The following is a 16,295-nucleotide window of genomic DNA, read 5'->3' as shown; positions in this document are numbered from 1 at the left end:
TCTTCCCTATAAGGTTCATACTCTGTTGCTTCAATTTACATTCTACTTTAGTTCTATTAAAGCTTATTGCCCATCAATCTATTTAAGTCTAAATACCCATTTACATTCTACTTTAGTTCTATTAAAGTATATCTTCCCTATAAGGTTCATACTCTGTTGCTTCAATTTACATTCTACTTTAGTTCTATTAAAGCTTATTGCCCATCAATCTATTTAAGTCTAAATACCCATTTACATTCTACTTTAGTTCTATTAAAGCTTAGCTACCTTCTAAATAAAGAGGAGGAAAAACAAAATTTACATTCTACTTTAGTTCTATTAAAGGAAGAAGCATACAACGAAAATGTATTAGAAAAACATATTTACATTCTACTTTAGTTCTATTAAAGACCAACTAATTCTAATACACCATCATTAATTGTTCCGATTTACATTCTACTTTAGTTCTATTAAAGTCGTGATTTTCAGCTTTATATGTTAACTTATTGCCAAATTTACATTCTACTTTAGTTCTATTAAAGCTATTTTTGACATATCAGGCATAGCCATTTCAAAACCATTTACATTCTACTTTAGTTCTATTAAAGTCGTTATCCTTCGGCTCCACTGCCTCCTCCACTACTATTTACATTCTACTTTAGTTCTATTAAAGGAGGAATATAGAGATTGTAAGAAAGTAGGCAAAAACATTTACATTCTACTTTAGTTCTATTAAAGCTTGATTCATCAATGCTATAGAAGTCAATTCAAAAGCATTTACATTCTACTTTAGTTCTATTAAAGGGAAAAAACTGGACAGGTTCTAATTATTGGAGAGGTATTTACATTCTACTTTAGTTCTATTAAAGTCATCTACCATACCATCACTAGTTGTTATACTATCTAATTTACATTCTACTTTAGTTCTATTAAAGCCCTTGCTGTTGCAACTGTATATATCTTTTAAAAGCATTTACATTCTACTTTAGTTCTATTAAAGACAGCCTTTAGGAGATAAAAATTATAGCGGTAAATTATTTACATTCTACTTTAGTTCTATTAAAGGTCTTTCAGAATTTCTAACGTATTAGCTTCTATTATGATTTACATTCTACTTTAGTTCTATTAAAGCAAGATCAACAACAAATATTCACTTGCTTTAGATGAGATTTACATTCTACTTTAGTTCTATTAAAGGTTAGTTACATTCATTTTATTTCTTGCCTTTCTTTATATTTACATTCTACTTTAGTTCTATTAAAGGTATGTTACCCTATATGCACCAAACATATAATGTGTATTTACATTCTACTTTAGTTCTATTAAAGAAATAAAGCCTTCCAAGTTTCTTTACCCACAATGCCATATTTACATTCTACTTTAGTTCTATTAAAGCCTTATCATCTACTACAATTTTTACCCCTTCTAAAATATTTACATTCTACTTTAGTTCTATTAAAGATTATTATTATCTAATGCAGTTATATCTACATCTAATTTACATTCTACTTTAGTTCTATTAAAGAACTAAAAGAATATGGGAAGTTCAAGCAGGGGAAAAGTATTTACATTCTACTTTAGTTCTATTAAAGGCTTACTGGCCGGGAATATCACAGCTGAAAACATTGCATTTACATTCTACTTTAGTTCTATTAAAGTTGTAGTTTGTTGCCAGATAGTTTTAGCCTTCCATCATTTACATTCTACTTTAGTTCTATTAAAGTAGATGAAGAAAGAAAAATTATGACAGTCAATAAACAAATTTACATTCTACTTTAGTTCTATTAAAGCTGTAGCGTTATCAAGTTTTTGTATGCCTGTATAATATTTACATTCTACTTTAGTTCTATTAAAGTTGCACAATCCCTGTCAATTAGCATACAAGCCAATAATTTACATTCTACTTTAGTTCTATTAAAGTTTTACCATCTATGTTTAAATTTCTTATATTTGGTATAATTTACATTCTACTTTAGTTCTATTAAAGTCTATTATCTTCATATTAAACCCTCCTGTTTTATAGAATTTACATTCTACTTTAGTTCTATTAAAGGATTGATTGTTTTTATTTTCTAATACTCTTAGAGCCTCATTTACATTCTACTTTAGTTCTATTAAAGTTGTATAGGTTTTAATAAAATACTCACATATAGCCACATTTACATTCTACTTTAGTTCTATTAAAGCCTGCTGCATTCGTTTAATCCAGCCATCAATAAAAATTTACATTCTACTTTAGTTCTATTAAAGTACAAGAGAAATTATTTTAAAGCCTCTTAAATATGTATTTACATTCTACTTTAGTTCTATTAAAGTCTCAACATTGTGCAATATAGGAGATAACGAATCAAGATTTACATTCTACTTTAGTTCTATTAAAGGTTTTATTTAGTAAAGAGTAACAAAGGAATAAAAGAAATTTACATTCTACTTTAGTTCTATTAAAGCTTTCTACTCTCCTGGGCTTCCTTATCACTTAAATGGATTTACATTCTACTTTAGTTCTATTAAAGCCTTTTTTATATTGTGATAACTCATCAATTACTTCCATTTACATTCTACTTTAGTTCTATTAAAGCTAAATATGTTCCTAGTAAATGAGTCCATTTTCCTTATTTACATTCTACTTTAGTTCTATTAAAGGTGCTATAGCTTGTTATATATAGTCTTATAAATGAATTTACATTCTACTTTAGTTCTATTAAAGAGAGGCAAGAGAAGAGGTAATTGAAAGAACTGAGGTATATTTACATTCTACTTTAGTTCTATTAAAGCAACCACAGGCTCTATTTAATTTGAAAGCTGTATTAAATTTACATTCTACTTTAGTTCTATTAAAGCCTAAATATGTTCCTAGTAAATGAGTCCATTTTCCTATTTACATTCTACTTTAGTTCTATTAAAGTGTCCATCCTCTTCTTTAAAGTTTTAGACTTCATATATTTACATTCTACTTTAGTTCTATTAAAGCATTTTGAACCATAATTACTGGACCTGGGTCTAGTACATTTACATTCTACTTTAGTTCTATTAAAGCTCTATTGGATAATTTCTTGCATTGTTTAAACTTAACACATTTACATTCTACTTTAGTTCTATTAAAGCATAACTACCTCTATATTTATTTATCATGCACCAGTATTTACATTCTACTTTAGTTCTATTAAAGTATTTAACCCATTAAATAGGGATTCATCTCTAATTTGATTTACATTCTACTTTAGTTCTATTAAAGCAGTGCTGCATATTACTACAGTCTATAATAGAGGGGATTTACATTCTACTTTAGTTCTATTAAAGCAGGCTCTCCTGCTAAAGTAACATCTACATCATAGTAATTTACATTCTACTTTAGTTCTATTAAAGCGAGGTTTATTTTTGTATTTGTGATTTATTGTTCCATTTACATTCTACTTTAGTTCTATTAAAGATATTTGACTATGATGATGAGGATATTGAAGAGGCTCATTTACATTCTACTTTAGTTCTATTAAAGCTTTTCCCAATAGCAACATCTACTACCATAGGAAATTTACATTCTACTTTAGTTCTATTAAAGCAACTGCAGGGTGTTTATCTCTTAATTGCATTAATGATTTACATTCTACTTTAGTTCTATTAAAGGTTTTATTTGCGGTTTTATAAGCATTTAATCTTGCTTATTTACATTCTACTTTAGTTCTATTAAAGTTATATTATATTATATTATATTACATCTATATGTAAATAACATTTACATTCTACTTTAGTTCTATTAAAGAAAACAAATTGACAATGAAATAAAATTAACTGAAATAATTTACATTCTACTTTAGTTCTATTAAAGCACTCCTTATATGTTTTTTATACCTATTTACTATATCATTTACATTCTACTTTAGTTCTATTAAAGAGGAATAGGCACTCTATAAGGTAGACTACAATACCATTTACATTCTACTTTAGTTCTATTAAAGGCCATACACTTATAGAACTCTGCTTGAGTAAGTTTGATTTACATTCTACTTTAGTTCTATTAAAGAAGAGCTAGGATTTTCAAATACTTACTCTCTTATTCATTTACATTCTACTTTAGTTCTATTAAAGGATGCTATAGCCCCTCTAATGGATAGAGCATCTCAATTTACATTCTACTTTAGTTCTATTAAAGGCCAGAAGGGATGGTTAAAATGACCATACCTACAAAATTTACATTCTACTTTAGTTCTATTAAAGCTGATTTTGCACTTAGAGTTAAGGGGGATTCTATGTATTTACATTCTACTTTAGTTCTATTAAAGTTTAATGCATTAATTAAACTTGAGAATAAATATGAAGAATTTACATTCTACTTTAGTTCTATTAAAGTACTACAGAGAATTGAATTTGCCTGTGGATTAGCCTAATTTACATTCTACTTTAGTTCTATTAAAGACATTGCTTGTATATAAATAAGCCTCATATATATTAATTTACATTCTACTTTAGTTCTATTAAAGCCGTTTAACCCTAAGTACTTTATCTCGTAGGGAATGAATTTACATTCTACTTTAGTTCTATTAAAGTGGAAGTGGAGACCAGGGACTAAAGGTCTTCAAGAAGATTTACATTCTACTTTAGTTCTATTAAAGTTTTGAAGATAGGTATATTCGCAAAGGGGGTTATAATTTACATTCTACTTTAGTTCTATTAAAGCGTTTAACCCTAAGTACTTTATCTCGTAGGGAATGAATTTACATTCTACTTTAGTTCTATTAAAGGAGTATTGCTCACCCCCTATCTCTACGATAGGTGTTATTTACATTCTACTTTAGTTCTATTAAAGCCGTTTAACCCTAAGTACTTTATCTCGTAGGGAATGAATTTACATTCTACTTTAGTTCTATTAAAGTAACATACATAGGTCAATATGTTTAAAATTAGCATTATTTACATTCTACTTTAGTTCTATTAAAGCAGGTGCCAGAGTCTTGATGAACTCATCAGTAAGTTGATTTACATTCTACTTTAGTTCTATTAAAGCAGCCATCATCTCTCCTCCTTTATAAGTACATTATATATTTACATTCTACTTTAGTTCTATTAAAGCTGCTTTCGCTTTCTTTCTTTGTTCAGTTCTTTCTGATTTACATTCTACTTTAGTTCTATTAAAGTAAAAGGGAGTGAGCCACTAAAAGTCTCTAGTTTTAATTTACATTCTACTTTAGTTCTATTAAAGAATACTCAGGCTATGCTGCTATCTCTGATAGAGTGTTATTTACATTCTACTTTAGTTCTATTAAAGCAGCCATCATCTCTCCTCCTTTATAAGTACATTATATATTTACATTCTACTTTAGTTCTATTAAAGCAACCACAGGCTCTATTTAATCTGAAAGCTGTATTAAATTTACATTCTACTTTAGTTCTATTAAAGATATAAGAAAGTGGATGAAAGAGGAGGACTGGGATGAATTTACATTCTACTTTAGTTCTATTAAAGACTTGAGTTTTTAATGAGGTGCCCTAATAATAAAACATTTACATTCTACTTTAGTTCTATTAAAGCTTTTTCTACTTTTTGCTTAATTTCTCTATCTGACAAATTTACATTCTACTTTAGTTCTATTAAAGGGTATAAATGCCTCTGTAAATAAATTCAACGTTAATGTATTTACATTCTACTTTAGTTCTATTAAAGCTATCTTTTATTTCATTAAAATCTTTGGTGTATTTCAATTTACATTCTACTTTAGTTCTATTAAAGGTGTTGCATAAGATGCAATAAGGAGTGTGAAGACAGAATTTACATTCTACTTTAGTTCTATTAAAGAAAGACTACCAAATGAAGATGAATCTGAAATCTCAGTATTTACATTCTACTTTAGTTCTATTAAAGTATTAATGCAGATATAACAAACTTAAAAGTAAGCGTATTTACATTCTACTTTAGTTCTATTAAAGCAGCATACTGATGAAATATCAAAGAGAGTCACAATAGAATTTACATTCTACTTTAGTTCTATTAAAGTTTTTATAAATAACTTCAAAAGCACCATCAATATTGAATTTACATTCTACTTTAGTTCTATTAAAGAATGTTACAGGGGCTGAGGTGATCACGGTATTTATAATTTACATTCTACTTTAGTTCTATTAAAGACGGGCTAGACAAGAAAGTAGCATACATGAGAGATGATTTACATTCTACTTTAGTTCTATTAAAGTTTTAACTCCATTAAAAACTAACAAAGACTTTATTGATTTACATTCTACTTTAGTTCTATTAAAGTATGGATGTAATGGCAAATCCAAACACTTTTGAGGGGATTTACATTCTACTTTAGTTCTATTAAAGAATAGCCTTTGCTGATATAACAGACTTTGTAAAATTATTTACATTCTACTTTAGTTCTATTAAAGCCATGTCCCTGTAAACTGTATAGCTTCTATTGCAATATTTACATTCTACTTTAGTTCTATTAAAGCCTTGACTCATACGGAGTACAAAGTCAATCAATTGCATTTACATTCTACTTTAGTTCTATTAAAGTTGGCAGACTTGAGACTGCATAAAAAAGTTGAGGGAATTTACATTCTACTTTAGTTCTATTAAAGAACTAATAAAAGTTTTAGGTCTTTCTATTTTGCTATCATTTACATTCTACTTTAGTTCTATTAAAGTCTAGTAGATGATTCCATGCCTACAAACTTTATAGAATTTACATTCTACTTTAGTTCTATTAAAGTTTCCCATTTCCTTAGCACTACTGGTGCTAGTCAGTATTTACATTCTACTTTAGTTCTATTAAAGATATTATTAGCTGATGAACGTATTATATTGTATTGAATTTACATTCTACTTTAGTTCTATTAAAGATGCTGGAACTGTTACTGTAGAAGATTTGATTGAATTTACATTCTACTTTAGTTCTATTAAAGGAAAAGGCTTTGACCAATGTTATGTATTCAGAATTAATTTACATTCTACTTTAGTTCTATTAAAGTCATATGAGACCTTTGTAGAAAAATTATGCAAGAAAAATTTACATTCTACTTTAGTTCTATTAAAGGAAAGAGTATTTAGGATACGTAGATGGAGCTATAAAAATTTACATTCTACTTTAGTTCTATTAAAGCTGCATCTTGGACACCTTGGACATTCTTCTATTCTACATTTACATTCTACTTTAGTTCTATTAAAGCTATTATTAGCTCAGCCATTCCTTGCCTTTCTGTTTCATTTACATTCTACTTTAGTTCTATTAAAGAAAGAAAAGAAAAAGAAAGAAAAAGCTAGAGAGGAAATTTACATTCTACTTTAGTTCTATTAAAGTCTAATCTAAACCTAAGACTAGGCAATCCTTTGACATAATTTACATTCTACTTTAGTTCTATTAAAGACTACTACAATGCAGAGTTTGAGCTTGTTCTTTATTATTTACATTCTACTTTAGTTCTATTAAAGGAAATAGAAAGAAAAGTGATAGAAATGTACTACATAGATTTACATTCTACTTTAGTTCTATTAAAGAGTGAAATTAAAGCTTTAGATGATGCAATAAAATTTAATTTACATTCTACTTTAGTTCTATTAAAGGTATTAAACCTTGTAATATTATCCTCCATCTTTTTAATTTACATTCTACTTTAGTTCTATTAAAGGATATTCCCATAGCAAGTTAAGAATTTCTTCTCCTATATTTACATTCTACTTTAGTTCTATTAAAGCTTTTATGTAGAAATATTTTAAAAACTCTTTTATTTTATTTACATTCTACTTTAGTTCTATTAAAGTATAGAGATGATTGATGATGACTTAGTAAAATCAGAATTTACATTCTACTTTAGTTCTATTAAAGATATAGCAACTTTGTAGAAGCGGATGAGAGTAAATAAATTTACATTCTACTTTAGTTCTATTAAAGGAGAGGCACACCCCCCAAGGAGGGATATACCTAAAAAATTTACATTCTACTTTAGTTCTATTAAAGGAGAATCATCTAATTTATGAAAGGTTCCCCATATTGGATTTACATTCTACTTTAGTTCTATTAAAGTTTTTGAAAGCTTGTCATATTTATCCCTCCTTAAAAATTTACATTCTACTTTAGTTCTATTAAAGGAGAAAGCTATAGGTGAAATAGTGTTTATGGAAAGGATTTACATTCTACTTTAGTTCTATTAAAGGATTTATTAACTTAGAAATGATCCAGATGAGTGAAGAATTTACATTCTACTTTAGTTCTATTAAAGTTTTAGATATTGATGTTTTAATGTATATAAAGTCGCTATTTACATTCTACTTTAGTTCTATTAAAGCTTTTTGAAAGCTTGTCATATTTATCCCTCCTTAAAAATTTACATTCTACTTTAGTTCTATTAAAGCTTTTTTCTTGTCTCAAGACTTCTTTTAGCACCTATGATTTACATTCTACTTTAGTTCTATTAAAGCCAAGGTGTCCAAGATGCAGTGGAAAAAATAAAATATTTACATTCTACTTTAGTTCTATTAAAGCCAATTTGTTATTTTTAAAAACCCTTCTTCACTCATCATTTACATTCTACTTTAGTTCTATTAAAGCGACGTAAATCTAGCAAAAGAACTATACAAATATTTAATTTACATTCTACTTTAGTTCTATTAAAGATATTTTTTTATAATGCTTTACTTCTCGACATTTACAATTTACATTCTACTTTAGTTCTATTAAAGGCGTGTTTATGAAGGTGTTAGTTTTACTGATCTTGACTTTATATTTCTGTCCATCTAAAAATTTCTATTAATTTATTAAGTAAAATTCCATAAAAACTATCTGCACTTTCTATCTAAAGATTGATTTTATGGTATTTGTCTATCTCCATAGTTTTTTGCATTACTATAGGTCGACAATAATAAATATTAAAAAAAATTAGATGTTTTATCATCTTCTATTCCTAAAAACTCTTTCTCTAGCCATCTCTCATTTCTATTCTTAAATATAATAAGTGAATCTTTATCCTTTCTAATATAGCTATCTAACTCTGACTTCAATTTCATCAAATCTAGTTCTGTTAAGTTTCCTTCAAATACAGACTTTTGTATATGAGTTAAATATTTTTTGCATATTTTAAAAGTATTCCTTGAAACTTTGGACCCTTTTTCATCTGTTAATATATCATACATCAATATTATATACATAAATATAATCACCACCAAATTTTAAATCCTTCATATTCTTTTTCTCCAATTATATCTTTTATTAACTTGTAACATTCCAACCTAATAAGGTATCTATAAGATACATCTCTTTTTAATTCCTTGTGGTAAATAGTTTGAGCAAGTCTTCTATCATACTCCATTAATATTTTCTTTTTTCCAGATTCTTTTATATATAAGAAATTGGATTCTTTTTCAAAATCATCTTCCGTGATCTGATTTTTATTTAACATAGAGAATATCATTCGTTCTCCAATCAAAGGTTTGAATATCTCTGCTACATCTAAACACAAGGAAAATCTTTTAGTCCCAGGTTCATGTAAATAACTTATTGTAGGATTTAATTGAGTTTTATATATTTCACTTAATACAGTTGTATATATCAAGCTATTAACAAATGAAATTAGTGAATTAATCATATTGTCTGGTGGTCTTTTAACTCTTTTTTCAAATTTTATATCTTGTTTAATTATATCATTCCAAGTAGAATAATATACTTTTCTAATATTGCCTTCTATTCCCATAATTTCATTTATGCTATTACCATAATCTAATCTATTGCTAAGACTTTGAACTTCTTTCATAGGCTCATCTAATTTTATACCTCTGCCATTATAATATCTTAAATTTCTATATATATTGGAAGAAGAAGTTTTCAATATTTCTTTTGCTAATTTTAATCTTTTTTCTATATTATCATAACATTTTACCTGTTGAACTAGCAAGTATCCACTAATATTAGATTCTCGTGGATAAAAGCTTCCACTATAAAATCCATAATAATTAAATATATGCATTGTTATGCCTTTTTGAGATAAAAAGTTGAGCAATTTAGTATTCATGCTAACTTCACCAAAAAGATATATTTCATCAGCTACTTCTGATTTAAGATTTTTAGATTCTCCTTCTAAAGTTGTAATAATAACATTATTATCCTTTCTTCTCAAATCTCCATCTTTAAAAATATAAAATGTTTCTCCCATTTCCTCGCTCCTTTAAATATAGCAAAGTTCATAATAAGCACATTTCTTACAAACATTTTTATCTAAAGTATCTAAAGGTAAATTTGATGATATGATTCTTTTTATATCTTCTATAATATTTTTTAATTTTTCCTCATCTTCTTCATTTAAAAATATTTCCTCTCTCTTTCTTAAAAGGGGATAGTCAAGTATCCCCTTTTCAATTTCTACTCCTTTATTTTTAAGAACCCATATATAATATTTAAGCTGCCATTTTGATGCTTCATCCATTTTTCTGGACTTTTTAACTTCATGTATAACTTTCCAATCTTTCAAAAAATCGATATTTATACTTTCATCTATTAGTATATGCTTTTTTTCTCTACCATAAGATGTTTCATCTACTAATTTTCCAATGCCTACCAATTCACTATTAAACTCCATATTTAAATTATTTGAAAAATACCATAGTTTTCTTTTACATACAAAATAATAATATATCATCACACCTGTTATCTTTTTCATGGTATCACCTACTTTAAATAAGATAATCTTAGAAAGATCTGCTTTCAGGAGAAGTTTGTCCTTTTTTATTCTTGATAACTTGGATACCTAATTCTTTTGAATAATTACAATTTAATATTGGTATTACCTCATTTCTATTTAATTTCATATATTCAATAATATTTCCTTCTGTTAAATAGTACTGAATACTTACAGTAAAATCTCTTAATCTGTTTCTAGCAATAATCTTATTATGCTTTATTTGTTGTCTTTCAGATGATAATATCTTTTTATCATATCTTTGTGATATTATATCTACATACTCTCTTATTTCTTCATAATTATCATCATATACTTGTTTTGGAATAACTGTTATTGTATTAATATTTCTAAATTTGCTTTTAATTTCTGCTTTAGACTTTTCAAAATCTTCTATTCTTTTTACATATTCAATATTGCTTTCAATAAGTTTATAATAATCTGTATCTTTTAAATTATCAGTAGTATATAAAGAATTTATTAAATCTACTTTATTTTTTTCTGTTAATATTCCATCTACATTTTTTAAATACTCTTTTGACAAATTAAATATTTCCCTATCAACTACATAACCTACACCACTGCATTTCTTATTTCCACCATTAAACACATAGCAATTATATTCATCCTTAGTGAATTCTCTTTTCCTATAACATCTACCCATTCTTTGAAAAAGACCATTTATATCAGATAATTCTGTAATAAGTATATCAAAATCAATATCTAAAGATGCTTCTACTACTTGTGTAGTAACCCATATTCCAGATTCTATAGAATCCTTTTTACCTATTTCTAATATCGCATCTTCCTTTTCTTTTCTATCCTTTTTAATAAATCCACTATGAAATAAATTTAAATTCTTTACTTGCTTTTTCTTCAGCTGCTCGTATATTTCTTGGGCTTTTCTTACGGTATTGCAGATTACCAAAACTTTATTATTTTCATATAACTTAAGAATAGGGTCAATATTCATTTCACTTTCTATTATTTTTACATTATGTCTATTAAAAGTATTATCTATAAATGGTTTTTCGGGCATAGTAAACTCTATATTTTCCCTATTTAAAAAATCTAATACTATATTTGGTAAGGTTGCAGTTAAAATAGTAAACTTTCCTCCTACTTTAGTTATGTATGATAAACCTATAATCAAATAAGCTAATAAATCTGGTGAATACATTTGTATTTCATCTATTACCACTTTTGAATAAGATAATGTAGCTAATTTAGACTCAAAACCTCTGTATCTATAAACAAAATCAAATATTTGATCTAACGTACATATTGTAAGAGGTAGAGATAATTGCTTTGTTTTATTGTAATATTCATCTATATCCAAATCTTCCGTTTCTATATTTAAATATTCACTATATGTATCCGAATGTAATAATCCCACTCTATCTTTAAAATCACATTTCAGAATTTTATGAGACACTCTTTTATATATTGAATTTATAGCAGTTTTTAATGGAAGAGTAAAGAATCCTTTATTATCTCCAATCCATAATAGTCCTGCTTCTGTTTTTCCCATTCCAGTTTGAGCTACTACAATAACATTTTCATTTTGATGGTCTATCATATAATTCTGAAGTTCATTCCAATCTGAGTCTGGATTTTCCTTCCTCCAATCTTCCATCATATTATTCATACTATACATTAGAAAATTATTTTCTTTTTCAACTTCTATATACCCACTGGCAGCATAATCAATTCTATTTAAAAATCCTTTTATCATAACATATTTAAAGAATAACTTTTCATCTTCCTTTTCGTAAATTCTATCATTACAAAAATATTTTGCACTTATTTTCTTTACTTTTATGTCTTGAACTTTATTATAGCTAAAGTTATTAATCTCATTTTTCAATAGTTCTATCTCATTATTTATTAATTCATTATCGTAATTAAAATCTCTATCATGATGATAAGCTATAGAATGAGCCAATAATTTTATTTGTTCATTTGTATATCCATTCATTTTTAGTTCTCTTGTATTAAGAAAAGCTAGACTTAATATTCCATGAGGAACTTCATCTTTATATCTTTTCCCATACTCAATTTTTTGTTGAAACTTTAAATTCATCTTCCCAAAATCATGATATAAGCAAGCAAGATATAATATGTTCCAATCTATTTTTAAGTCAGAATATATTCTTTTGAATATTTCATAGTTTTTCAATAAATTATCTGTATGTTCATATATTGTTTCTTGAGGATTAGACTTTGCTAAATATTTATTCAATATAATCCCTCCATAAAGTAAAACTTAATTCAGGGGAACTTTCTTCCCCTGAGTATTATATATACTAATCATAAACTAATAACTATTTATTTTTTATACAATAAAATCAAATAGCAAAAACAACAATATCATCTTCATCTATTAAAATCAGCTCATCTTCAACGGCAATAATACCCGATGTATAGATAACATCTACTTTATTCCATTTTCTAAATATTTTAGGGTTTCTCTTTGTTCCATAATCTACCAATTTATACTCTTTGGTTAGCTTATATCTTGTCCCTCTATTTCTTATACCATTTCCCGCCCCTAGCAATTTTATAGATTCATCTTTTATCATATGTACTGGTATATATGCAGTCTGATCTTGTTTTAATTCAATGTCATCATTTAACATTTCCTCTCTAATATCTACAACTTTAACCTCTTTAATAATTAGCAAATCTTCTCTTCTTCCTAATGAAGGATATTCAACTGGATATAAAAACGCCTTTTCTATTTCTTGAACCAAAGATTGATCTTTAGGAATAATGTGAATTAATAGCTCTACATCTACTAACAATTCTGTGGTTGCAACTCCCCTACTAACACCAAAATCTTCTACCTTTAATTGATGTCTACTTTTATCATATTTCATTCCATTTTTAAATTCATATCTAGTAAATAAATCATTAACCTTAGAATAATATTTTCCTTGTATGCCTATTTCCATCTCCTTATATTCCTTATACTGACATAAATTATGGACCATTCCTATTATAGTAGATGGTGGAGGTAATGGATAAGTTTCCTTTAACTGAAAGCTAGTTGTTTTTTTATAATTAACTAAATTTTGATATAATCTTAATCTAATTCCCTTCATAATATTCCTTTACCTTCCCTTTTATAATGCTAAAAAACTCTAGCATAGGTACTGCTCCCAATTTTTCTTTTATTTCATTGTCATTATCAAACTTTCCTTCTATCAATCCACAATAAGTATCTTTCTTGATACTATCGAAAAGAATCCCTTCAATTTGATTAACAATTACTCTATTATCTTTAACATCTAATACATTTTGAAAAACAGGATTTTTAATATCATATACTCCACCTATTGCAAACAATGGCTTTAAATCTTCCCTTCTTCCCCTAATATCCCTATATAACATAGCAATTGTTTCTAATAATTTATTTACCCTCTGTGCTTTTTCTTCGTTAGATATTTCAATATTATATTCTTTATCTATACCTATTTGATCTAAATCAGTAGTTATAGTATATCTATAATAAGATTTGTGAATTTCTGATTGAGCTATGTTCATGTTTTCATTTAACCTATCAGCCAGTCCTTTATTAGTTAAAAAATCTAAATCTCCTTTGTATGTTTCTAAAGATATAGCATTAGATAGTCTCACTTTCGCAGAACGTTTTTTGCCGCCTGTTTTCTTTTCAGTTTTTAAATATCCGAAAAAATCTATTTCAGGATATTTATCAATAGTAGCATCTGGATGAAATTGAATTACTTTTTTATCTCCACTTCCTTCAGATTTAACTGGAGCTAATTCTTCCCCAAGTTGTTCTATAATATTATATCTAATAGCTTGTCTAGAAATATAAGTATATTGGTCACCTTTGTTTCTAACCATTTTTTTAAGAGAAGCTACATTTCCTACTGACTCACCATAGTTTGCACTTTCCGCTTCAAAAATAATTGATATAGATAATCCCTTAGGTAACATCTTGTTTTCCATTATTTATCCCCTCCAACTTTATTAGTCTCTTCTTTGCCTTCTATCAATCCAGTCACAAAAGCGTATCCAATATTTTTAAATGCTAGATCATCTTTCAATCCTTCTAAAAATATTGAAGGAACAGATTTTTGAGCATATAGATAACAATTTAATACAGTATCCATAAACATATCCTTGTTATTTACTTTTAATGAATTTAAAAGTCTATAGGCAATACCATTTAACTTATCTTCAGCCTTTTTCCCTCTATATGCTTTTTTTAAATCCTCGCCGAATTCATTTGATTGTTTAATAATATATTTATCCAAATTCTCCATATAACCTATCCCCTCCAAAAATCTAAAGTTTATATTTAACATTCTAACTATTTGCATAGTTGAAAAATGACAATTTTTAAGGCTAGATAACCTATATACTAATAATTTATGAATTAATATAAATAGATTTTGATTATTTAACAAACTATCTATAACCAAATCATAAATATTAAAATAAGTATTTCCCTCTTTAAAACCACATTTAATAAGCTTATTTAAATCGTGCCTAGAGTCATAAATAACTCTAAGTATTTTTCTAGATAATAAATTAAATTTATATTTTTCATCTTCAAATCTAATAACTTGAATATCAGATAATTCATATTTTACTTTATCACTAAATTGCTCTTGAATGGAATTAACTAACGCTCTGTAAGTAAGTGAAGTTTTCATTTCATGTTCTTTTAAAATCTCATTCTTTACCTTATAGTTAATATCAATTGCATTTTCCATACTAGAGTTATCATTAATATATAAACCTTTATTATATACATATGTTATCCCTGCTGGAGTACATGAGTAAACTAATTTACATATTGGACAAATTGCTACATCATTATTAAATTCCCATACATGTGAAGACTTTTTATTAACATCAAATCCTGTTTGATTTAAAAAGCTCAAAGTATTTTTTAAATTATTCATATTTCTATCACAAACAAAACAATTATATCTAAATTTGGTTTTATCTAAAGATAAATATTCTTCAACAGGGTTGATAAAATCATTCTTATAATCAATATACATATTTTTTTCTTTAGTTCGAGGATTTAAGAAGCAAACTCCATCCCAAGCATTTCTAATAATAGTATAAATCACATTTTTACCAGCTATATATTTTTTCCCTTGTTCAGAATTACAATAGTCAATTATGATTTTTATTACATTAAAAACATCCTTTACCTCAGAAATCTTATCTTTTATTTTTTCATTCTTTTTCAATCTAATTCTAGATAACTTTTTTTCTAATAATAAGATATCAGTATCACTTTCTATTAACTTATAAGCAGCTTTATAACTATCACTTTTTAAATATTTTTTTAATACATCAGATATATAAATATTTAAATTGTCTAAACTATCTTCATTAAAATTCTTAAAATCACTTTCTTCATAAGAATCTATTAAATTTTTATAAGAGACAATTTTATACCAAGATAAATTTTCTTCATATTTACTAATAAAATAATTAAAATATTTTTCTTCAAATTTTTCTAGAATTTCGGAGTCAAATTCAAGATAATTTTCATCAAAATTAACTGTATCTCCATTTTTTTCAAGAATATTATATAACCCTACTAATCCTGAATTATATAACCAATCTCCCATCTCTAATCTTATCTTTTCTCCCAAATTCTCACC

General features: G+C 26.5%; 7 protein-coding genes and 1 CRISPR repeat array. All 7 genes read right to left on the bottom strand.

Annotated features, from left to right (window positions below; genetic code table 11):
• Window positions 1-33: 33 nt before the first annotated feature.
• A CRISPR array of direct repeats spans window positions 34-8,653; the repeat unit is 29 nt; unit sequence ATTTACATTCTACTTTAGTTCTATTAAAG.
• A 186-nt stretch (window positions 8,654-8,839) separates the two neighbouring features.
• The 7 genes from cas2 to cas8a1 all read right to left on the bottom strand — a co-directional run bounded on the left by cas2 (window position 8,840) and on the right by cas8a1 (window position 16,286).
• Complete coding sequence (gene cas2 / locus NSA23_RS13440) at window positions 8,840-9,118, bottom strand: CRISPR-associated endonuclease Cas2 (protein ID WP_042682580.1); 279 nt, start codon at window positions 9,116-9,118, stop codon at window positions 8,840-8,842.
• 8 nt (window positions 9,119-9,126) lie between these two features.
• A complete protein-coding gene (gene cas1b, locus NSA23_RS13435; protein WP_042682582.1) occupies window positions 9,127-10,119 on the bottom strand; it encodes a type I-B CRISPR-associated endonuclease Cas1b in 993 nt (330 codons plus the stop codon).
• A 12-nt stretch (window positions 10,120-10,131) separates the two neighbouring features.
• Window positions 10,132-10,623, bottom strand: a complete 492-nt coding sequence (gene cas4 / locus NSA23_RS13430; RefSeq protein ID WP_042682584.1) for a CRISPR-associated protein Cas4 — start codon at window positions 10,621-10,623, stop codon at window positions 10,132-10,134.
• Window positions 10,624-10,651: 28 nt separating this feature from the next.
• A complete protein-coding gene (locus NSA23_RS13425; protein ID WP_042682586.1) occupies window positions 10,652-12,883 on the bottom strand; it encodes a CRISPR-associated helicase/endonuclease Cas3 in 2,232 nt (743 codons plus the stop codon).
• A 106-nt stretch (window positions 12,884-12,989) separates the two neighbouring features.
• Complete coding sequence (gene cas5b, locus NSA23_RS13420; RefSeq protein WP_042682589.1) at window positions 12,990-13,745, bottom strand: type I-B CRISPR-associated protein Cas5b; 756 nt, start codon at window positions 13,743-13,745, stop codon at window positions 12,990-12,992.
• Entirely contained in the window at window positions 13,732-14,616 is an 885-nt protein-coding gene (cas7i, locus tag NSA23_RS13415; RefSeq protein ID WP_042682592.1) for a type I-B CRISPR-associated protein Cas7/Cst2/DevR, read from the bottom strand. Before cas7i ends, cas5b begins: the two co-directional genes overlap by 14 nt.
• A complete protein-coding gene (gene cas8a1 / locus NSA23_RS13410) occupies window positions 14,616-16,286 on the bottom strand; it encodes a type I-B CRISPR-associated protein Cas8b1/Cst1 (RefSeq protein ID WP_042682594.1) in 1,671 nt (556 codons plus the stop codon). Before cas8a1 ends, cas7i begins: the two co-directional genes overlap by 1 nt.
• Between the last annotated feature and the right edge of the window lie 9 nt (window positions 16,287-16,295).

Origin of the sequence: Anaerosalibacter massiliensis (assembly GCF_024623155.1) — a bacterium.
Lineage (GTDB): Bacteria > Bacillota > Clostridia > Tissierellales > Sporanaerobacteraceae > Anaerosalibacter > Anaerosalibacter massiliensis.
The sequence above is the reverse complement of the archived record's forward strand: the minus strand, read 5'-3'. Positions and strand labels throughout refer to the sequence as shown.

Coding starts and splice junctions, on each gene's coding strand:
- cas5b (WP_042682589.1), bottom strand. CDS start 13,745: ATGAAGGGAATTAGATTAAGATTATATCAAAATTTAGTTAATTATAAA.
- cas1b (WP_042682582.1), bottom strand. CDS start 10,119: ATGGGAGAAACATTTTATATTTTTAAAGATGGAGATTTGAGAAGAAAG.
- cas2 (WP_042682580.1), bottom strand. CDS start 9,118: ATGTATATAATATTGATGTATGATATATTAACAGATGAAAAAGGGTCC.
- cas7i (WP_042682592.1), bottom strand. CDS start 14,616: ATGGAAAACAAGATGTTACCTAAGGGATTATCTATATCAATTATTTTT.
- cas4 (WP_042682584.1), bottom strand. CDS start 10,623: ATGAAAAAGATAACAGGTGTGATGATATATTATTATTTTGTATGTAAA.